14 protein-coding genes are annotated in these 22,287 nt (G+C 48.5%); 4 read left to right on the top strand and 10 right to left on the bottom strand.

Annotated features, from left to right (window positions below; translation table 11 throughout):
- Positions 1-342: 342 nt before the first annotated feature.
- Together ACJJID_RS01745 and ACJJID_RS01750 are read left to right on the top strand one after the other, a co-directional pair.
- Positions 343-3,141 (top strand): TonB-dependent receptor, encoded by a 2,799-nt coding sequence (locus tag ACJJID_RS01745; RefSeq protein ID WP_444921222.1) that lies wholly within the window; start codon positions 343-345, stop codon positions 3,139-3,141.
- A gap of 111 nt (positions 3,142-3,252) precedes the next feature.
- On the top strand, positions 3,253-4,572 hold the full coding sequence (locus ACJJID_RS01750) for a glycosyl hydrolase family 18 protein (RefSeq protein ID WP_444921223.1): 1,320 nt from the start codon (positions 3,253-3,255) through the stop codon (positions 4,570-4,572).
- 201 nt (positions 4,573-4,773) lie between these two features.
- Here ACJJID_RS01750 and ACJJID_RS01755 read toward each other — a convergent pair whose 3' ends face one another.
- From ACJJID_RS01755 to argS, 10 genes are all read right to left on the bottom strand, one after another.
- Entirely contained in the window at positions 4,774-4,986 is a 213-nt protein-coding gene (locus tag ACJJID_RS01755; protein ID WP_152451865.1) for a hypothetical protein, read from the bottom strand.
- Entirely contained in the window at positions 4,986-5,450 is a 465-nt protein-coding gene (locus ACJJID_RS01760; protein WP_172975315.1) for a Tse2 family ADP-ribosyltransferase toxin, read from the bottom strand. Before ACJJID_RS01760 ends, ACJJID_RS01755 begins: the two co-directional genes overlap by 1 nt.
- Before the next feature lie 273 nt (positions 5,451-5,723).
- The gene (gene gcvP / locus ACJJID_RS01765) at positions 5,724-8,615 is read right to left on the bottom strand and encodes an aminomethyl-transferring glycine dehydrogenase (RefSeq protein ID WP_444921224.1); all 2,892 of its coding nucleotides are present in this window, start codon (positions 8,613-8,615) and stop codon (positions 5,724-5,726) included.
- 718 nt (positions 8,616-9,333) lie between these two features.
- Positions 9,334-10,404 carry a hypothetical protein gene (locus ACJJID_RS01770; protein WP_444921225.1) on the bottom strand — a complete coding sequence of 357 codons (1,071 nt, stop codon included), beginning with the start codon at positions 10,402-10,404 and terminating at the stop codon, positions 9,334-9,336.
- Positions 10,405-10,576: 172 nt separating this feature from the next.
- Entirely contained in the window at positions 10,577-11,647 is a 1,071-nt protein-coding gene (locus ACJJID_RS01775) for a hypothetical protein (RefSeq protein WP_444921226.1), read from the bottom strand.
- 172 nt (positions 11,648-11,819) lie between these two features.
- Positions 11,820-12,890, bottom strand: a complete 1,071-nt coding sequence (locus ACJJID_RS01780) for a hypothetical protein (protein WP_444921227.1) — start codon at positions 12,888-12,890, stop codon at positions 11,820-11,822.
- Positions 12,891-12,903: 13 nt separating this feature from the next.
- Positions 12,904-14,241 carry a hypothetical protein gene (locus ACJJID_RS01785; RefSeq protein ID WP_444921228.1) on the bottom strand — a complete coding sequence of 446 codons (1,338 nt, stop codon included), beginning with the start codon at positions 14,239-14,241 and terminating at the stop codon, positions 12,904-12,906.
- A gap of 820 nt (positions 14,242-15,061) precedes the next feature.
- Entirely contained in the window at positions 15,062-16,540 is a 1,479-nt protein-coding gene (locus ACJJID_RS01790) for a nucleoside hydrolase (protein ID WP_444921229.1), read from the bottom strand.
- Between the two features lie 205 nt (positions 16,541-16,745).
- Positions 16,746-17,633: a dTDP-4-dehydrorhamnose reductase family protein gene (locus ACJJID_RS01795; protein WP_444921230.1), complete on the bottom strand. Its 888-nt coding sequence runs from the start codon at positions 17,631-17,633 to the stop codon at positions 16,746-16,748.
- Between the two features lie 163 nt (positions 17,634-17,796).
- Positions 17,797-19,533, bottom strand: coding sequence for an arginine--tRNA ligase (argS, locus tag ACJJID_RS01800; RefSeq protein ID WP_444921231.1), 1,737 nt, complete (start codon positions 19,531-19,533; stop codon positions 17,797-17,799).
- A gap of 135 nt (positions 19,534-19,668) precedes the next feature.
- Between argS and sbcB the strand changes: the two genes are divergently transcribed.
- Together sbcB and ACJJID_RS01810 are read left to right on the top strand one after the other, a co-directional pair.
- The gene (gene sbcB, locus ACJJID_RS01805; RefSeq protein ID WP_444922593.1) at positions 19,669-21,120 is read left to right on the top strand and encodes an exodeoxyribonuclease I; all 1,452 of its coding nucleotides are present in this window, start codon (positions 19,669-19,671) and stop codon (positions 21,118-21,120) included.
- 110 nt (positions 21,121-21,230) lie between these two features.
- Positions 21,231-22,247, top strand: a complete 1,017-nt coding sequence (locus tag ACJJID_RS01810; protein WP_444921232.1) for an aspartate carbamoyltransferase — start codon at positions 21,231-21,233, stop codon at positions 22,245-22,247.
- Positions 22,248-22,287: the final 40 nt, after the last annotated feature.

Consider the following 22,287-nt stretch of genomic DNA (forward strand, 5'->3'; position numbering starts at 1 on the left):
GATGAGTTGACAGCCGCCCATTTCATTCATTTCCGGAAATTCTAGACCCGAGTTTGACTTGGGATTTTATTCCTTAAAATAGGTAGTTAGTCGATTCGTTTTTGGCTTTCTGCGACTGCTTGTTTTTTCTTAAGAATCCAAAACGCCGATTTTGTTTCATTAGTATCCCAGTATTGATTACCTCTCCATCAAGGTTTTTTTTTAGGGTTTTAGTGCTCAACAAATGAACTGTCTTTTTGGGGTTTAGGGTCCCCTGACAGTTTTACGCCAGCCCTTTGAAAGGGGCTGGCATTTTTTGAACCGGTGAGAGAAAAAACAGAAAGTTGGGATGCTATGAAAATAATGAAGAAGAATAGCCGAAAAAGGGTTAATACCTGGAGCAGAGGTTTCACGCAGAAGTCTATGGTTACTGCTATCTCGCTGGTCGTAAGTAGTATGGCGATCGCGGAAGATACTTCGGACTCTGATGAGAGAATTGAAGAAGTTCAAGTCATTGGAATTCTTGAGAGTGCTACCAAAAACCTTGAAATCAAACGAGATTCCCTAGCTGTAGTAGATGCTATTACTGCAGAAGATATTGGTAAGTTCCCCGATAAAAATGTAGCTGATTCTCTCCAGCGTGTGCCTGGTGTCACTATCGATCGCAGTGGTGGTGAAGGTAGCACGGTTAGTATTCGGGGAACCAGCTCAGAGTGGACTCTCACCCAATTAAATGGAAATTACATTGCTACTTCTGGTAGTGGAGCTCCTTCCAGAAATTTTAACTACTTATTACTTCCCTCCAGTATGATCAGTAGGGCAGAGGTTTATAAAAGCCCCGAGGCAAGAATTGATGAAGGTGGTGTCGGTGGTACCGTTATCCTACATAGCCACAAACCTCTTGATCTTGATGCTGGACAAGGTGTAATCACCACAGAGGCGACTTATTCAGATACTACCGAAGAGTGGGACCCACAATATAATGCTTTCTACTCCTGGAAAAATGAGAGCGAAACTTTTGGTATTTTAGTGGGGTACACCAGCCAGGACCGTGGCGTAACCGGAGTTACCAATTATGCTAGCGGCTGGCGTTTGCACTCAGATACTGATGAAAATGCAGATTTGTCAGCTCTTGTTGATCAGACCACAGAAGAAGTTTTCAACAATGTGTGGGCGCCCACGCAGGTCAGTATTCACAACTCCAAGGAAGACCGAACCCGTGATGGATACCAGCTTGCCGCACAGTGGCGACCCACTGAACGCCTAGAGTTTGGTTTTGCTTATTTCGGTTCCAAGCTTGGCTATGACACTAATACTCAAAGCCTGACATTTGCGGAATGGAATGATCATGACGATGCATACTATGGCATTGAAGTGGATGGAGATACAGTCGTCACCTATGGTTTTAACGACAATGGTGACCTTAATGAAAATAACTGGGGCGATGGAGATGTAAATGGCGGTGTAGACGTATACCGTGGTTTGATGTCTCCCCAGCTGACCGGCTATACCCGCAAGGGTGAATCGGAATCTAATACTTATGATATTGAAGTTATCTATGAAGGGGGCTTTTATACCGCGGCTATAAATGTTGGGCATACAGAAGCAGAGGGGGGAACTTCTGAACTCACATACGCTAATATGGATGCTCGTTATGGTTCCGTGGATAGCTGGCTTTGGTCAATTGCAGATGGTAAGCCGAGCTATGAAGTTTCCACAGATCTCACAAAAGATACTGAAGCTTATCCCTACTATGACTGGTTTGGCTCAGATGCTACGGAAAATAGCGATGAAGAGAGTTACTATCAGCTAGATTTGGCATTTGATACTAACTGGGGAATTGTTAATAAGTTTTATGTGGGCACAAAGTATAGGGATCATGAGGCTAGATCCTATAGAGATATCTATCGCTGGGATGACGAGACTGATGACAATGGCGGTTACCGAGGTTGGTTACCTGGCGATCAATGGTTCCACAATCCTGATTACCACCCAGATACTTCAACTTTAATTAGCGATAAGGTAGTTGATAATAGTGCTGGTAATACAGGTGCCATTGATTATCTGGCATTTGATACCGATGCCTTGATGGACTATGTGCGTGAAAACTTCAACCTCACTGTTATGCCAGTGTTATCTGGCACTTATACAATTGATGAAGAAATATTCTCAACCTATGCCCAGGCTGATTTTATATGGCGAGACTTCCGCGGAAACTTGGGGGTTCGCTATGTCAGCACAAAATTATCTACAGAAACGTATGATGATATTACTGGAATGGAATCGGATGAAGTTATTGCTAACTCCCGCAGTAATACCACAAAAGAATTTTTGCCAAGTTTGAATGTTGCCTGGGATCTAACTGATGATCTGGTAATACGATTTACAGCCTCTAAAGCCATGTCAAGGGTGAGTTACGCTTATTTGGGGCAGGCTGAAACTTATGGTCCACCAGTTCATATTATTTCTCCAGATGATTGGACGGGGCGAGGAAGTGGCACCTTTGCCAATACGGATCTGGAGGCCATGATCTCCAAGCAGTTCGATCTGGGCCTAGAGTGGTATCACGCCGATGGTTCTGCATTGGGTGTAACTTTATTTGACAAAGATATTGACAATCTGCCAATCCAAGTAACTGAAATTGTTGAGCGTGAGCACGATTGTTGTAATGGCCCTATTGAAGTGGAAATGAAGGGGCAGATAGGGGGAGGAAACGCAACTTCTAGAGGGGTGGAGTTGTTTGCCCAGCATGCTTTCGAAAGTGGCTTCGGTCTTATGGCCAACTATACATTCACCGATACCGGCACTTCCACCATCATTCTTGCTAATGCGTCAATCGAAGCTGAGATACCTGGTACCGCGAGACACCAATATAATTTATCTGCATTTTATGAGAATGAAAATTTCGGTGTTCGTGCCTCCTATAATTGGGTGGATGACAGGGTTACAAGTTTACATCGTGGGTATGCGGTATACGATAAGGACTACGGACAGTTGGATCTGAATGCAACCTATACCTTCACTGATAACTTTAATATCTCTGCCTCTATTATCAATTTAACTGAAGAAGTGGCGGAGGGATATTGGAAACAGGAAAATCGGATGACATACAACAACTACTCTGGGCGCCGATTTTATATTGGTGCAAACTATAAATTCTAACACCTCGTTGATCGTAGTATTGGTTGTAGAGCAAACGCACTACACCATTTTTGACTTTAGAGGTTAGATTGTACAATTCACATAACTACATAATAAAAAATGAGCATAGATATGAAACAACCAACACTTAGAGCAATGCAAGCTGCTTGTGCCACCTTTTTATTTCAGGCTGGTGCCTACGCAGGTATTGAAGTGGTCAGTTCAGACGTATGTCCTTCTGATGCTACCAAAGTAAGCTATTCTGAAGCGCTTGATTATCCTGATGAATTTTGTGGTCTTCTCAATAGTGGTGATCTTGTCGGTCTATCAGGAGGGGCTTCAATAGAGCACCTGGGTGACAATTGCCAATTGACGGACAATGAAAGTCGACAAATGTCCAAGACACTATGTAAGTCTGAACCTTCAGCACCACATGTTGTTAGTGGAAGCAGTTGTTCGTCCGATGCAGACCCGGTTACCTATCTTGAGGCACAAATTTATAAAGATGAGCTGTGCTCTGTTCTGGGGGATTGGGAAATTGCAAACCTTGCCGATAATGCCTCCATGGATGGCAGTGGCTATGGGTGTGGTTCACGCAAGAATGAAATCCGTCAGCTGGGCTCCACCCTGTGTAAATCTGATATTCCTCAAGAAAATGGATCTGCTCCCAAAGTTGCTTACGTAGAAGTTAATAGTAATAACCTGGGCAATGCAGGCTGCTTTACAGAGAGTGATGGCAGCCAGTTGTTCGATATAGCTGTGATCTTTGCGGCAAATATTAATTATGATGGTCAGAAAGCTGTACTGCATTTTAATGACCAAGTGTCAGACTTGCTCAATAACAATTTGAGTACAGTACAAGACTTGCAAGACAAGGGTACGAAAGTGGTACTCAGCGTTCTCGGAAATCACCAAAATGCAGGTTGGTCTTGTTTTGCCGATGAGCAATCCGCAGATGACTTTTCGCAGCAGTTGAAAGATGCAGTGGATCAATATGGTCTGGATGGTATTGATATTGATGATGAGTACTCACAGTGCAGCCAAACCTATTCTGACTCCCTGGTAAAAGTGACTAGTGCATTGCGAGAGAAAATGCCGAATAAAATCATTTCCAAAGCACTCTGGAGTGATACCGATGCTTTTCAAGCTGAATGGAATGGCAAGAAACTGGGCGATCAACTAACCTATGGCTGGGAGATGAGCTATTGGTTGGGCTCAAGTTGTACTTCCAGAACCCAGAAGTATATCAATCTGGGTGTTGATAAATCTAAGCTAGGTGTTGGAGCTTCCACTGTGATGAATAGCGCTTCCGCTGCAAGTGCGTTAGCTTCCTGTAATGAAAATAATAATCTGGGTGGCGGCACTATGATATTTAATGTGACTAAAGATTCTAGTAGCTACCTTTCTACAGTGTGGCCAGGTACTTCAGAGATCCCGAATTGCCTTAAGTAGTTAAAAATTCCCCGTGGAATCTTGTGTGACTTGCTGAAGCGGGGATGTGCTAAAGCTAACTACTCAGTACAGGCAGAAATGCCTGTATTATTACTTTTTTTATGGGGATATCCTATACAGCTATGGGTAGTAAGTGGTGTGGATATATTTGTTTAGCTTAATATGCTTCAGGGTGGTTTGAAGCCACCCTGAAGAAAAGCTTTATAATAGTTTTTCTAAGGGTATACCTGTTTCCTTTTCAATCACTTTATATTCCTCTTTAAGGAACTCTAGGAATTGAGTCAGCTGTAAGTGGTGCTCCTCATAATCTGTCTTGTCGCCTATGGTCTCACTTCTTAAAAGGCCTTCTTGATACAAAACGGCATCTCTAACAGCAGAAATTAGTAGTGGTGCCCAGGTATTAGGTACTTCCATTATATAGCTTCCTTAATTAAGGATTTTTCTAGTATTTTTAACTTATTCTTAAATTGATTCAGAGGCATGTCGTAGGCTGGGGCTATCGTATAGTGTGTTGCCTCAAACCTGGTATTATATTCATCTTTTACAATTGCAATTCCTTCTGGCAAAACTGTCCCTGCAGGAATTTTGTAGTACTCCCAGTTTTTGCCTTTTGGTAAGCCTGGTTTATCAAAAGTGCTGAGTCCCCTGGGACGATCCTTTATGCAAACCCACTCTGTCCCATCGCGGTATTCTATGGTGATATCTGCTGGTCTAGGACGTCCATTAGACAGAATGAAACCTTTTTCTATAAAGTCGAAGACACCTTGGTCTGATTTTTTGTTCAGAGCTCTCCATAGATCTATGGGTGTTTGACCGTCAGAGTAAGAGTCTGCTTTTCCCTTCGCAATTAATATTTCTTTTAAAACTTTAATGCTCACTTTCACCTCCGATGTTGAAAGCTTGGGGCGATTAGAAAGTTTGGCTAAATTTTTGCCAAAACGTACTAGTACCGTTTCTTTGTTGTTAGGCGCCGCCTATGTGAGGATTTTTAATTAAGTTAACGCAGAATAATATTGTTGGAAGGTGATGGTTGCAAATACGTAGCTATACAGGAAGAGAGAGTTTGTGCCAGTTCGATAAAAGTATTGTGGTTCGAATAAAAAAGCGGGCATAAAGCCCGCTTTTAAATCCACCTGTGAGAGTGTTGGATCTTACTCGGCGTAGCTCTCGATCGGTGGGCAGGAGCAGATCAGGTTGCGGTCGCCATACACGTTATCGATACGGTTAGAGGCCGGCCATACCTTGTGCTCTTTTAGCCACGCCGCCGGGCGCGCAGCGATATCGCGGGAGTAGCTGTGAGTCCACTCATCGCTCATCACGTCCTCAAGGGTGTGAGGGGCGTTATGCAGCGGATTGTCCTCTGGGGTGTATTTACCGCTGGTGACATCTTCCACTTCCTGGCGAATTGTTGCCATAGCCTCGATAAAGCGATCTAGTTCACCCTTGGATTCACTTTCGGTAGGCTCGATCATCAGGGTGCCGGCTACCGGGAAGGACATGGTGGGGGAGTGGAAGCCGAAGTCCATCAAGCGCTTGGCGATATCCTCTTCAGTGATGCCGCTGGCTTCCTTGAGTGGGCGCAGGTCCACCAGGCATTCGTGGGCAACAAAGCCATTGGTGCCGGTGTAGAGCAGGGAGTAGTGTTCACCCAGTTTCTTGGCCACGTAGTTGGCGTTCAGGATCGCCATTTCGGTCGCTTGCTTCATACCCTGCTTACCCATCATACGGATATACATCCAGCTGATCGGTAGGATGCTGGCTGAGCCCCAGGGAGCGGCGGAGATGGTGCCGTTATCCAGCTTGGTTTCCGGTACTTCAGTCACCGGGTGGGCCGCCAGGTAGGGCTTCAGGTGTTCACCAACAGCGATAGGGCCCATACCGGGGCCGCCGCCACCGTGAGGAATACAGAAAGTTTTGTGCAGGTTCAGGTGGGATACGTCACCACCGAACTGGCCCGGAGCGGCGACGCCGATCAAGGCATTCATGTTGGCGCCGTCGATATAAACCTGGCCGCCAACTTGGTGCACCAGATCGCAAACTTCGCGTATGCCTTCCTCGAATACCCCGTGGGTGGATGGGTAGGTCACCATCAGCGCGGCAACGCGGTCGCCGTGCTCTTCGATTTTGGCTTTCAGGTCTTCGATATCCACATTGCCTTTATCATCACAGGCAACCACAACCACTTTCATGCTCACCATCATGGCGGAAGCCGGGTTGGTGCCGTGGGCCGAGGCGGGAATCAGGCAGATGTCGCGCTGGGTTTCGCCCTTCGCTTCGAAGTACTTCTTGATAGCAACCAGGCCTGCGTATTCACCCTGGGAACCGGCGTTGGGCTGCAGGCTAACGGCATCGTAACCGGTGCAGGCGGACAGCATTTGCTGTAGCTGGCGGAACATTTCCGCGTAGCCTTCCGCTTGATCGACTGGTGCGAAGGGGTGCAGCTTACCGAACTCGGGCCAGGTGACCGGGATCATCTCGGCGGTGGCATTCAACTTCATGGTGCAGGAGCCCAGGGGAATCATTGAGTGATTCAGGGCGATATCCTTGGCTTCCAGAGACTTGAGATAGCGCAGCATCTCGGTCTCGGAGTGGTAAGTGTTGAACACCGGGTGGGTCAGGAATTCAGTATCGCGCACCAGGGAGGCGGGTACACCCAGAGAGCCCTTGCTGGCAATTTCACTGTCCAGAGTATGCAGGTCGATACTGTGTTCGGTGCCGATAAAGGCATTGATCAGGTCGGACACATCCTGCAGGGTGGCGGTCTCACTCAGGCTCACACCCAGGGCGTCCTCACCAACTTTACGCAGGTTGATCTCGGCGGCCAGGGCGCGCTGGTAAATCTCTTCCTGCTTGGCGCCAACGGTAATATTCAGGGTATCGAACCAGCTGTCGTGGGCCAGGTTGAAGCCTTCCCGTTGCAGGGCGGAAGAGAGAATATCTGCCAGGCGCTGGATGCGGGCAGCGATGGTTTTCAGGCCTTCAGGGCCGTGGTAAATCGCATAGAAAGCGCTCATTACCGCCAGCAGTACCTGGGAAGTACAGATGTTGGAGTTGGCCTTCTCGCGGCGAATATGCTGTTCGCGGGTCTGCATGGCCATGCGCAGGGCACGCTTGCCTTTGCTGTCAACGGAAACACCGATAATGCGGCCTGGTGCGGAGCGTTTGTAAGCTTCGCGGAAGGCGAAGAAACCAGCGTGAGGGCCACCGTAACCCATGGGGATGCCGAAGCGTTGGTTACAGCCAACAACTACGTCTGCACCCATATCACCCGGTGCTCGCAGGGCTACCAGGCTCATCAGATCTGCGGCCACGGTTACCAGTGCGTTGGCTTCGTGCACCTTGGTAATAATGTCGGTCAGGTCGCGTACGCGACCGGTGCTGCCGGGGTATTGCAGCAGGGCACCGAACAGCTCGGCGGGAATATCTTTTTCCACATCGCCTACAACGACCTCGAAGCCGAAGTGCTCGGCGCGGGTTTTAACGACGGCGATGGTCTGCGGGTGGCAGTCCTGGTCCACAAAGTAGACGTTGGATTTGTTGCGTTTGACCTGGCGCTTACACATGGCCATGGCTTCAGCTGCCGCGGTACCTTCATCCAGCATGGAGGCGTTTGCCAGTTCCATACCGGTGAGGTCCATAATCATTTGCTGGAAGTTCAGCAGGCCTTCCAGGCGGCCCTGGGCAATTTCCGGCTGGTAAGGGGTATAGGCGGTGTACCAACCCGGGTTCTCCAGCACATTGCGCAGGATCACATTGGGGGTAATGGTGTCGTGGTAACCCATACCAATAAAGGTGCGGTAGATCTTGTTGCGCGCCGCGATATCTTTCAGCTCCGCGAGGGCCTCAACTTCATTGATCGCATCGGCCAGATCCAGCTCATCAGTCTTGCGAATGGCTTCGGGCACGGTTTTCTCGATCAGCTCGTCGAGGCTGGCAACTCCGAGGGTTTCCAGCATGGCCTCTACCTGTTTGGCATCGGGGCCAATATGGCGATGGATAAAGGCGTCGTGTTGTTCCAACTGCTGCAGCGATGGTTGGGTCATAAACTTCGTTCCTGTAGTCGCAGGGAGTCGTCGCGGTGCGCTCGCGGTTAAAAATAGCACCTGGCCTCGATACCGCTTTTCCTGTGGAAAGCCTCGGTCCTCCGCGTAGCGGATAGGCGAGGGTAACGCTTGGGATAATCGGTTTGCTGGCAGCCCCAGTGTTGCAATACGGAACCAGAGGGGAAGCCGGGCCATAGCGGCAGGCGCGCATCTTAGCAACCGTTGCGGGTGTCGGCAATCTGCGGGATTTGAACGAGGAAACTGCTAAATTTGGGCGTAAAAAGTGGGTTAAATCCTGTGAGATGGGGGTTGGGGCGATTTTGTTCTACGCGGGACAGAGCAGACTTGGCGAAAGGTGTCAGGTTGCTGGATAGGGAAGGCAAATAAATTGGCTGTGGATAACTTTTGGAAGCGGCTGGATGTCGGCTCTGCTTTGTTTTGAGGGATTGATCTTCCGACCAGCCAAATATTGCTGACCAGCCCGGTGCATAGAACTTTCAAGGAATCTTATGTTAGGAACTTAGCCATCCTTTTGGGGTTGAAGGGTGAGAATACACTGGGCGTCCCCCATGGTCTGCGAGATGATTGAAATGAGTTATAACTTGAAACCAAGGATGGTAAAAAGGCGACTAAAGTTCTTTTAAATTTAGATGCTGGCTAGGGCATTAACGGTAGTACTTTTTACCATTTTGTACTTTAAGAAGTATGCCGAAATAAACTACCTCGGACCGATCAAAGGCCGCTGAATTTGTTCGGGTGGAAGTCTGGAAACAACTTCAATTTTCTCTTCGAGAGGGTAGCTATTATGTAGTGGTCTGGGCAGAATACGTTTATCAATAAACTCTGAAACTTCTTCTGGAGTAGCTCGGTGGCTTTCGTTCTTATCCCTGCTACTATCTGTATACCCTCTGCCGCTCCACATTTGCATTACATGCTTGGCGTCTTCAATCTGTTGAGGACTACAACCAAAAATGGACTTACTGTTGGCGCCCGGTTGTGATTGAACTTCTGTACGACGAGTATTTAGCCCTGGTGATAGGTCAAGTTTGAGCGAATCCATTATTTTCTGGATGAAATTAATATAGTTATCCCAAGGCGTGCGCTGATTTATACGGAAAGCATTGCCAGCATTTGAGACAGCTCGAGTAATGGTAAAGTGGCAGCTAAGGATATGCTTGTCACTTATAGCCGTGTGCCAGCTGATACTGTCAGAGCCGCTAACGAGCGGCTGTGTCTCGAAATAAAGCCAATCTAATCCGCCCTGCTCAACCCATTGACTATTTAATGGGCCCAGATAGCTGGGCCAGCGATATTGAGTAAGATCAAATAGGTCACTTTTTATCCCTTCATTAAAGTTCTGAAGCTTCGTCAAATCATACCGTCGAAAAATTTCCTGAAGGAAAGTTTTATTACTAAATAATGTTTCATTGATGGGGAGATCCTCTATAGCAGATACGCTAATTGCACACTGAATATCCCCGCCATGATTTGAAAAGAATGGCATGCTCTTAAAAGCCCAAATGCTGGAAAATAATCTCCTGACTTTAATGCCTGAGTATTCAATGAAATTATCGATATCTTTAGCGGACCTATATTTAATTGGGTGAAAAGTGTTTCCTTCAAATATATCGATCGAGTCAGGACCGGTTTCCCATTCTTGTATAGATGAATAAGGGTCTGAGTAGGGGGGAGCCTCGAATGAAAGTGTGCATCCAGATAAGCTTTTCTCAACCTTTCGCGCTCGACGAAAACTTGGTGGCCGAGGAAAAAGCATTTTCAGAAATTTCATTTACTATCATCCACTATTTAGAAAGAAGCTTAAGCAACAGTTACTTGATAGTTCCCGCTGGGCCTTTATGTTAGTTATCATTGAAGTTTTGAGCACTCGCTAAGGTGGTAGCAGAAGAATTTTACCTCTTTACACTTGAAATAAGGGGCTACTAAAAAACATGCCCCATAAACTATCTGGGGCCGATCAAAGGTCGCTGGATCAACTCAGGCGGAAGTCTGGAAACGACTTCAATCTTTTCTTCTAAAGGGTAGCTGTTATGTAGTGGTCTGAGCTGGATGCGTTTATCAATAAACTCTGAAACTTCTTCTGGAGTAGCTCGGTGGCTTTCGTTCTTATCCCTGCTACTATCTGTATACCCTCTACCGCTCCACATTTGCATTACATGCTTAGCGTCTTCAATCTGTTGAGGACTACAACCAAAAACGGACTTACTGTTAGCACCCGGTTGTGATTGAACTTCTGTATGGCGAGCATTTAGCTCTGGTGATAGCTCAAGTTTGAGCGAATCCATTATTTTCTGGATGAAATTAATATAATTATCCCAAGGCATGCGCTGATTTATACGGAAGGTATTGCCTGCATTTGAGGCGGCTCGAGTAATGGTAAAGTGGCAGCTAAGGATATACTTGTCACTTATAGCCGTATGCCAGCTGATACTATCAGAGCCGCTAACGAGCGGCTGTGTCTCGAAATAAAGCCAATCCAATCCGCCCTGCTCAACCCATTGACTATTCAGTGGGCCCAGATAGCTGGGCCAGCGATATTGAGTAAGGTCAACGGGGTCACTCTTCAGACCTTTATTGAACTCACAAAAAATCATTAGTTCATATTTACGAAAAACTTCTTGTAGTAAAACGCTATTCTCAAACAGAGATTCATTGACTGAAAGATCATCTACAGCGCTGATTTCAATACCAAAACCAATATGGCCTCCGTAACGTTCAAAAACTGAGAGTTCTTTGAAGGTCCACCGGCTAGAAAATACGCCTAGTAAATTGAGATGGGGAAACTCAGCATCTCTCTCAACCTTGCCAGTAGATGAATATTTAATCGGGTGATAGTTGTCTGAGTCAAATATATCCAATAAATCCGGCTCAGTCTCCCATTCTTGTACTGATGAAAAAGGATCGGAGTAAGGGGGAGCCTCGAATGAAAGTGTGCATTCAGACAAACCTTTCTCAATTTTTCGCGCTCGAAGAAAACTTGGAGGCCGAGGGAAAAGCGTTTTCAGAAATTTCATCTACTATCATCCGCTATTTAGAAAGAAGCTTCAGCAGCAGTTACTTAATAGTTTCCGCTAGGCCTTTATGTTAGTTTTCATTGAGGCTTTGAGCACTCGCTAAGGTGGTAGCAGAAGAATTATACCTTTTTACACTTGAAATAAGGGGCTACTAAAAAACATGCCCCATAAACTATCTGGGGCCGATCAAAGGTCGCTGGATCAACTCAGGCGGAAGTCTGGAAACAACTTCAATTTTCTCTTCGAGAGGGTAGCTGTTATGTAGTGGTCTGGGCTGAATACGTTTATCAATAAACTCTGAAACTTCTTCTGGAGTAGCACGAAGATCCGCATCTCGACTTTTCCCTGCCTCCATATAACCAGTATCGCTCCACATTCTCATTACATATTTAGCATCTTCGACCTGCTGAGGACTACAACCAAAAATTGGCTTACTATTAGCACCCAGTTGTGATTGAACTTCTGTACGTCGAGCATTTAGCTCTGGTGATAGCCCAAGTTTGAGCGAATCCATTATTTTCTGGCTGAAATTTATATAATTATCCCAAGGCATGCGCTGATTTATACGGAAAGCATTGCCAGCATTTGAGACAGATCGAGTAATGGTAAAGTAGCAACTGAGGATATGCTTGTCACTTATGGCCGTATGCCAGCTGATACTATCAGAGTCGCTAACGAGCGGCTGTGTTTCGAAATAAAGCCAATCTAATCCGCCCTGCTCAACCCATTGACTATTTAGTGGGCCCAGATAGCTAGGCCAGCGATATTGGGTGAGGTCAAAGAAGTCACTTTTAATTCCTTTATTAAAGTTCTGAAGTCTCGTCAGATCAAATCGCCGAAAAACCTCATGAAGTAAGGTTTTATTATTGAACAATGTTTCATTGATAGGGAGATCATTTATAGTAGCAATGCCAATACCAAGCTGTATATCCCCCCCATAAATTGAAATAATTGGAGTACTCTTAACGGTCCAAATACTGGAAAATACGGACCTCACTTCGATGTTGGAATATTCAATTAGCTCATCAAAGTTAATTGCCGAATGGTATTTGATGAGGTGGTAAGCATCCTCATCATAGATATCGATTGAGTCTGGCTCGGTCTCCCACTCTTTATTTGCTGAAAAAGGATCGGAGTAGGGAGGCACCTCGAAAGATAGTATGCATCCCGATAAATCTTTCTCAACCTTTCGTGCTCGACGAAAACTAGGTGGGCGAGGAAAAAGTGCTTTCAGAAAGTTCATCTACTAACATCCACTATTTAGAAAGTAGCTTGCGTAACAGCTGTTTAGTTGGTTCCGCTGGGCCCTTATGATAGCCTTCATTTAAGCTGGGAATACTTGCCAGGGTGGTTCCGGCAGCACCTTTCACTGTTTTCCAACCTAATACCCCTAACAATGCTTGCGCTGCAGTAAAGGAAATCCCCATGGTCGACAGTAGAGCTGCTCCACCTACAATAGCGGTTGCAGTAACAACGGTTTTCTTGGCGGCTTCGCCAAACTTTACCCCTTGATGGAATGAGTCAACCAGTTTATCAGCCCTGTTTTCTTTATCTGTGTAGTTACATAATACATTTATTGACATGGCAAAATCGGCGGTGCCAAAGCGTGAACCTCCAACTAATTGTGCCAGGCCTGGGGTGGAGTTGTGCCATGAGGAATCATTAGTATTCATACCAATTTTGCGACGTAAATCATCAGCAGTATAGTGACTGGAAGTTGGGTCACTCAAAAATATTTTCTGTTTGCCATCCACATTTATCTGCCGCAGGTAAAGCTGCTCCATAGCCTTGGTTAAGACCTTAGAGCCACCTCTATGACTGGTCCATTCAACATACAAACCTTTGTCATGGGCCTCTTTCATATGTCCCGCCAATATCCGTGCCGCTTCCATATCCTCCACGGTCGCTGCTTGGCCTAAATTCTTAACGCATTTCCAGCCAGATTTAATAATTCCACTTTGCGGAACATAAAAAAGCGTATAGCCACTACTTTGCAGTTTTTCTTCAGCTACTTTGTCACCGCGTGTGATATGAGATGGCATTAGTCCAGTTGCATGCTCCAACCCATTGCTAAAACCATTAATACCAATTTTAAGAGGATTATCCTCCTTGCCAGTTACCTTCCCATTGCTCCCTAGAAATACGGTAGGTTCTTTACTATGCAACCAGCGCCCATCATTATTATTACCTTGCCCACTTGTTTTCCAATTAGCTTCCCATAAAGCGGCTCTTCTTCTCTTTTCGGCCTGGTCATTCACCAATCGAACATCAAGAATCACCACATCCGTTTGAGGGCCACCGTAGTAATTGTTCAATTCGTATTCTATTTCAAAGCCGGCCCCGACAATACAGCGGCGAGTCGCGCTGCCATTCTTGAGAAATGAATTCACCGGCACAGCGCTTCCCCTGAGACTGTTTACGGCTTTCGTGAGGCTGAGTGCGTGGTAACCTTCGCTGCTTGGTACCCGGCTCATTTCCTGGAAGCCTTCGAGTATCTGGTGGAGTTGATTATTCGCCAGCACAGAGCGGCCTGAACCAGAATTACCGAAAGCCTTGAGTCCCAAATTGCTGGCGGATGCCGGAAGATTGTTCATAATTCATCCCTGTCGATATATGCCCCCTCTACCGATAGGTCCAAAGGTGGGCTGGATAATAATTCGGCGCATAATTTACCAGTAGGATCATCTTCTGTACATTCGAAGATACAGGCTTGTATCAAAACCGTTTCTGTAAGTTTTATGACTGGGTGGACAGCCTTTAGGCTTTTCAGCGGTTAAAAAAATAGTGTCAGAGTGGAATTTTGAAGCGTGCCTGTGGCGGTGAAAATTCAACCAAAAGTGTCTCGCTATTTGTAATGGCTTGTAATTTTTTTATATTTGATCTGTGAAGAATTTCACACCTTGCAGAACTCAAACTGCTCGCGATATTTTGTACCAATTTTTTCGTGGGGGATAAATAACAGATAGAGCAAGGCTTGAGAAGTGGATTAGCAATAGCCAAGGATGAATATTTGTTAATCACTATTGAATGAGGTTTAAGGGCTGTTTAATTATAAAGAGCATTTCACTTCTGGTTGATTGGTTTTATCAGGATTACCAGTTAATCCTTCGGTGATAATTTGAGATGCTGATGGAGAGATGTTGAAAGGAAAGGTGCCAGATTTATGGTGGCAAGAAAAGTGATCAGCTTCTCTTAAAGGGGATTTGGAGGGGGGAAGAAAAATAGATGCTTTATTTTTGTAGTTTATCTTTTCTCTTTCCGGGTAATGCTAGTTAGCTGTTAGTAAAGACTTTAATGTTGGAATGTTATGTTCATAAACCATCGTGCCAGGTAGAGGTAAACCAAATCGGGAACCTTTAATGTATCCACGGAATGGGTGAATATTGAAAGGTTCCCTGTTAATTCGGATGTAAATTAACGCTGTTTAGCTTGGCATCTAGGCCCCTTCCGCGCAGAATTAAAACGATCACGCAGACGCTCAATCATCGCTGTACGAGCAGCGTCATGGTTGATGCCCATAACCACATTCACTTCCAAGCCCTTGCCGTTTTCTGTAAAGGTGGTTTTACCCACGGTGGGGTCGAAGGTGATGGGGTCATAAGGCGTCATGCTGTCGGCCAGGCCGGCATTTAGCTGGTCGACTTCGATAAACCCAGGTACCAGATCCATCTCCAGGGTTTCAGGCTCCAACAGCACCAGTGCGGCGATAATATCCCACAGGCGAATAACGGCATCCATGGCGAAGTCGCCGTTACCCTGGAAATCCCCACCTTCAAATTCACGAATGGAACTGAGCAGTTGGGAGGTGTAACAGGCTTCCGGTGTTGCGCGGCGTTTTGCCAGGGATTCGATGGTGCTGCCTTGTACCTTGGCCATATCGGTGGAGTTGGTTGGCACCAGATAGGTTTCAATATTATTTTCGCTCAGGGCGTCAAAGGCCCACTGTGCACTAAGTGGATCGAGCAGAATATTGAATTCCTGATGAGTGCTGAAGTCGCTTTCACAGCCGAAGCTTGGGTGAGAAAAAATATTCCCGCCCAAGTTGCGGGATTTATCGCCGAAGCAAGCAGCCTCGTGATTTGCGGTGAAGGGTTGGTAATTTTCAAAGCCGCCGCCCATCATAATCACACGGTCAATTTTAGCCAGCTGTTCTTCATTGGCCTTGCCGAGTACACGGGCCAGGGTGGTCAGTTTGCCGGTATTGAAAACGACTGGAGACTGCTTCAGGTTATCCAGCGTTTCCAGGATAATGTTTTCAGCCAGCTCAAAGTTGAAAGAAACACCATTGTTACCTTGGTAGCGATAGTGATCCTGTTTTGCGCGGGGGATCAGATGGTCGGTGCCGTACAGGGTGGAGCCGTTGTCGCGCCATGGTCCAGGCACATACTGGCCATAGAGATTAATGCCCATGGCATTGCGGCGTTCCAGGTTCCAGGTGCCGGTGGTGAAATCGGAGGAGTTAGGCAGCTGGTAATCATCGCGGCCAGCTACAGCGTTGTCGTCATTTACCGGAATACTGGAGGCCTTACCGTTAGCCCCATAAGCGACCTCCTCTGTGGCAAAGTAGGCACCGCGAATCACTTTAGTATCGTTGTTGCCCAGCCACTCGAGGATGTTGTAAACCGTGTTGGCTCCGTGCGCTACAGTATTGAAGGAGTCTTCAACCACTGCCAGTTCCAGGGTATAGCGCGGGTCTTTGGCAATCAGCATCAATGCTACGGCATCATCAAAGTTATTGAAGTCGCCGATCCAGATAATCGGTTGGGCATCTTCATTCTTGGTTGCTTGGTGCAGGCGCTTTCCATGGCGACCATTATCCGCATGGCAGGAGGCCAGGGTTGCAAAGCTACCCAGAATCAGAGCACCAGCAGAAAGCCAACGTTTTAATTTCATCTATATTTCCCTAAGGTTCGAGTGTATTAAATTGGCGATTTCACGACCCTTCCCTGAGTCGATACATGGCCACTCCTGTAATAACTACCATTAACGCTTGTTAGCTATAAATAGTGCTCAATTACAAAAGTTGATGCCGGCTTAAAGACCGGCACAGGTACATCCCTATACCATTTGCTTTCTTTTATTGGTTTTCCATTAGATTTTAATTCTGGATAAAAGATTTCAGGTTACGTGCCAGTTGCTGAGGCAATGGTTCGGTCCCTTTGATGCCCAGGTTTGTTAAGCGAGATTTATCCAGCTGACAATTGTAGGGGCGCGGTACTGAAAAATTGGGTTTGCTATCCGCGCTGATATGGTCAGCACGCAATTCGCATACTTTGGCAATAATGTGCGCGAGTTCAAAGCGGGTGCAGGCGGTGTCGCCGCTCCACTGGTAGATTCCTTCAAACTGGGTGCCACCTTGGATTTTCGACAGGCATTGCTCCAATACTTCTGCCACTTCCTCCACACTGGTGGGAAAGCGGATTGCCCAGTGATCCAGTGTGACCGGCTTTTGTTCTCGCAGCGTCTCTAATAGGGCGGTAATACCAGATTCCTCCAGGTAGGCGACGGGTCCAAACAGCCAGGGCAATCTTAATACCCAATGGTTACCGTTTTTCAGTACCGCTTCTTCTCCTGCCAACTTGCTGCGGCCATAGAAATTCACGGGATTGGGTATGTCATCGGAAGTGTAGGGTGGGGCAGTACCATCAAAGACATAGTCGGTGCTGATATACACCAACTGAGCATTGATTTCGCTACAGTACTTTGCCAATAACTCAGTACTGCCGACATTGAGCTGCCAGGCGGTATCTGGATTGTCGGCACAGCGGTCTGGCCAGCGCTCGGCGGCACAGTGGATTACCACATCCGGCTTAATTTCCCGCAGAGATGCTTTGACTGCGCTGCTATCGGATAAGTCCAGGCGAATTAACTTTTCATCCGCGCGGGAAAAAGCGGTGCCGATTACGGAAAAAGTAGGGTTGTTGGAAAGTTGCTTAAATACACTACGGCCCAGCAGGCCGGAGGCGCCGGTAATCAGGATTTTCACGAGTTACTTTCCTTCGATTTGGCCGGTGGGGAAACGGTGGCCTATGTGGGGCAATGGATGATGTGGGATGGTTTGGCGGGAGACTGGAGAAGTCTGCCCGCCAGAGAGCCGCCCGGCCAGCCTGCCTGCATGGTTGCTGGAGGTGGGGCCGGGCAGGAACAATTTACATTTGCTCCATGACTTCAATGCCGAGCAAGCCGAGGCCAGTCGCGATCGTACTGGCCACCAGGTTACATAATTGCAGGCGGCTATGTTTTTGCTCTTCGCTTACGCCTTCTTTCAGTACCGGGCAGGCTTCGTAGAAGCTCATATAGGCACTGGCCAGCTCGTATAAATAAGTACAGAGTACGTGTGGGAAGGTGTCTTTGGCTACCTGATCGAGGACTTCGCCAAACTGGCTGAGTTTTACTGCCAGTGCGCGCTCTTGGGGACTTTCCAGATTAATATCGCCCTTGAGTTCACCCGGCTCAATACCGGCCTTGCGGAAAATACTGCGTACGCGGGTATAGGCATACTGCAGGTAGGGGGCTGTATTGCCTTCAAAGCTGAGCATGGATTCCCAGCTGAAGATGTAATCGTTAGTGCGGGTCTTGCTCAGGTCCGCATATTTCACCGCGCCGATGCCCACCTTGCGGGCGATTTCCGCACAGGTTTCAGCATCCAGCTCTGGGTTTTTCTCGGCTACCAGTTTCTTCGCACGTTCCACCGCTTCATCCAGCAGGGCGGCCAGCTTTACTGTACCGCCGGTACGGGTTTTAAATGGCTTGCCATCGTCGCCCATCATGGTGCCAAAAGCGCAGTGCTCAAGAGAAACGGACTCTGGCAGGAAGCCTGCTTTGCGTGAGGCGACAAAGGCCTGCTGTAAGTGCAGGGATTGACGGGCATCCACTACGTAGAGAATACGGTCTGCGTTGAGCTGGTTGGCGCGGTAGCGAATGGCAGCCAGATCGGTGGTAGCGTATAGGTAACCACCGCCCTTCTTCTGGATAATCATCGGGCTTGGATTGCCTTCTTTATCGGCCATCTCTTCCAGGAATACTACGATAGCACCCTGGTCCTCTACGGCGATGCCATTATCTAGCAGTTCTTTAACCAGCACCGGCAAATCGTCGTTGTACTGGCTCTCCGCGTAAACGTCTTCCTGCTTAAGGGTGACATTGAGCTTGGAGTAGATCTCTTCACAATGGCTGATAGAAATATCAATAAACTGTTTCCACAGTTTCAGGCACTGCTCATCGCCACCTTGAAGTTTCACAACGTATTCACGGGCGCGGTCTGCAAAACCCTCTTCCTCGTCGAAGCGCACTTTGGCTTCGCGGTAGAAGACTTCCAGGTCGGCTAGGGCTACTTCCGCATCATTGTCTGCCAGCTTGTCGGAGAGGTGTGCCAGTAACATACCGAACTGGGTGCCCCAGTCGCCCATATGGTTTTGGCGGACCACCTTGTGACCCTGGAACTCCAATAAGCGCGCCAGGGCATCACCGATAATGGTGGTGCGCAGGTGGCCTACGTGCATTTCCTTGGCCAAGTTGGGGTGGGAGTAGTCGATGACTACAGTTTTGGGCTCTTCAACAGAGGCAATATTGAGACGCTTGTCGCCTTGGGCAGCCAACAGCTGCTGGCTCAGCCACTGCTCGCTCAGATGGATATTCATAAAGCCGGGGCCCGCGATCTCGACCTTTTCGATCATATCGCCCTTGTCCAGCTGCTCAAGGATCTTGCTGGCCAGCTCACGCGGGTTGGTGCCCAGTCGCTTCGCAGCACCCATAGCGCCATTGGCCTGATAGTCGCCAAATCCGGCTTTCTTCGCAGGTGCCACAATCGGGCCGCATTCTTCGGGGATACCGGCGGCAAGCATGGCGGCCTGGAATTTGTCGGAGAGGAGTTGGCGAATATTCATAGAGGGTTATAGCTGTCTTAAATTCGTGGAAACGCCGAATTTTAATGGGCGGTGGCGGCTTTGCAACCAGCGTTCACTGGTGAGCGACTCAAATCTGGGTTCAGGTGTCCAGATGGCGTGGTGCTCAGTGGTATGATGCCGCCAAATTATGGAGGTACCGTGAGTTCTACCACACTTTATTGGCATGATTATGAAACCTGGGGCACAGACCCGGGTGCCGACAAGCCGGCGCAGTTTGCCGGTATCAGGACCGACGAAGCGCTGAATATCGTCGGCGAGCCATTGATGATTTACTGCCGCCCTTCAGCGGACTGCCTGCCGCAGCCTATGGCGAGTCTGGTGACCGGCATCAGCCCGCAAAAGGCCCTGGCCAATGGCGTACCGGAAATTGAATTTATCCAGCGCATCCTCGCCGAGCTGGGTGCGCCCGGTACCTGTGGTGTGGGCTACAACAGTTTGCGTTTTGACGACGAAGTGACCCGCTATACCCTGTACCGCAACCTGCTCGACCCCTATGAGCGCGAGTGGCGCTTCGGCAATAGCCGCTGGGACATTATCGATATGGTGCGTCTCACTTACGCCCTGCGCCCCGAGGGTATCCAGTGGCCGACACGCGAAGACGGTGCGCCGTCTTTCCGTCTGGAAGAACTGACCGCTGCCAATGGAATTTCCCACGAGGGCGCTCACGATGCACTCTCTGATGTCCACGCTACGATTGATATGGCGCGACTGATCCGCAAGCAGCAACCGAAGCTTTACGATTATGTATTCCGCCTGCGCCGTAAGCAGGAAGCCGCCAAGATGATTGATATGCGCGAGCGCCGCCCGCTGTTGCATATCTCCGGCAAGATCTCTGCCAATCATGGGCATTTGACCTACGTGATGCCACTGGCCAGCCATCCGGTGAATCGCAACGCCGTAATTGTTGCCAATTTGGCGATGGACCCCGAGCCTTTACTCAACCTGGATGCGGATACGCTGCGTGAGCGCCTCTATACCGCTCGCGATCAGCTAGGTGAAAGTGAACTGCCGGTGGGGCTGAAACTGGTGCACTTGAACAAATGCCCGATATTGGCTCCAGCCAATATGCTCGACGATAAACGTGCCAGTGAATTGGGCATCGACCGGGCGGCTTGCGAAGCCAACTGGCAGAAGTTGAAAAGCGTTGATCTGACCGAGAAACTGCACAACGTATTTCTGGATCGGGAGTTTCCCCAGAAGGATGTGGAAGCGGATCTCTACGGCGGTTTCCTCAGTGATGCCGACCGCGATATCTGCCGTGAGCTGCACCGCGGCTTGGCAGCCCGCGGGCCCGAGGCCCTAGCTGGCGAAGTGCCATTCAGTGACAAGCGCCTACCCGAGTTATTGTTCCGCATGCGTGCGCGCAACTTCCCAGAGACTCTATCGGACGAGGAACATCAGCGCTGGCAGATCTGGTGTTTCCAGCGGTTAACCGATCCCACCGCAGGGGCCTCTATCACCCTCGAAGATTACTTCCGCCAGCTGGCCGAACTGCGAGTACAGCATCCAGAGCGGATATCGCTGATTACCGAGCTGGAAAACTGGGGCGATAGCCTACTCGCCTAATGTGTTGAATCGCGTCAGCGGCCATTCTTTCACTGGGCTCTATTGCTGTGCCCGAGTAGAATGCCGCTCGCGAACACCCGCGCCCACAAGGCGCAATCACTGGAGTAACCATGGACTTTATCGGAGCCAATATTCTGTCCGTCAGCCAGTTCGAACGTGCCGATATAGAGCGCGTATTCGATGTAGCTGACGCCATGACCCCTTACGCACAACGTGAAAAAGTCACACGCGTGTTGGAGGGAGCGATTCTCGGCAATATGTTTATGGAGCCGAGCACCCGTACCCGCTTGAGTTTTGGGGCTGCTTTTAACTTATTGGGTGGCACGGTACGGGAAACTGTGGGGATTACTGCCAGCGCTATGGCCAAGGGTGAATCCCTCTACGATACGGCACGGGTACTGTCGGGCTACAGCGATGTGATTTGTATGCGCCACCCGCAGGAGGGCTCTGTGGCTGAATTTGCCGCAGCGAGCCGTGTGCCGGTGGTCAACGGCGGTGATGGCGCTAATGAGCATCCCACCCAGGCGCTGTTGGATCTCTACACTATTCGCAAAGAGCTGGCCGCCCATGGCCGCACCCTGGATGATTTCCGCATTGCCATGATTGGCGATCTCAAACACGGTCGCACCGTGCACTCCCTGTGCAAGCTGCTGTGCTTATTTGGCAGCGTGCATATCACTCTGGTCTCCCCACCGGAGCTGGCAATGCCCGAGGCGATTGTGGAGAAGCTGCGCGAGGTGGGGCACGAGGTAACGGTGACCGACCAGCTGGAATCCTCTATCGCCCATGTAGATATCGTCTACTCCACCCGTATCCAGGAAGAGCGCTTTGCCTCCCAGGATGAGGCCAACCGCTACCGTGGGCGTTTCCGCCTAAACCGGGCGATATTTACTCGCTATGCAGAGCCCAATACGGTGATTATGCACCCTCTGCCGAGGGATTCACGCGCAGAGGCCAACGAACTGGATATTGATTTGAATGAACATCCGAGTCTGGCAATTTTCCGCCAGACCGATAATGGACTGCTGGTGCGTATGGCTCTGTTCGCCCTATTACTTGGAGTGGAAAACCAAGTGGATAAATACGCCCGTGAAGTGCATTGGCACAGCCGCCGCAACCCGGTTTAACGTCACTTTCCTTGTTTTCGGATAACGCCGCTTTTTTCTG

Source organism: Microbulbifer sp. CnH-101-G, assembly GCF_052466775.1.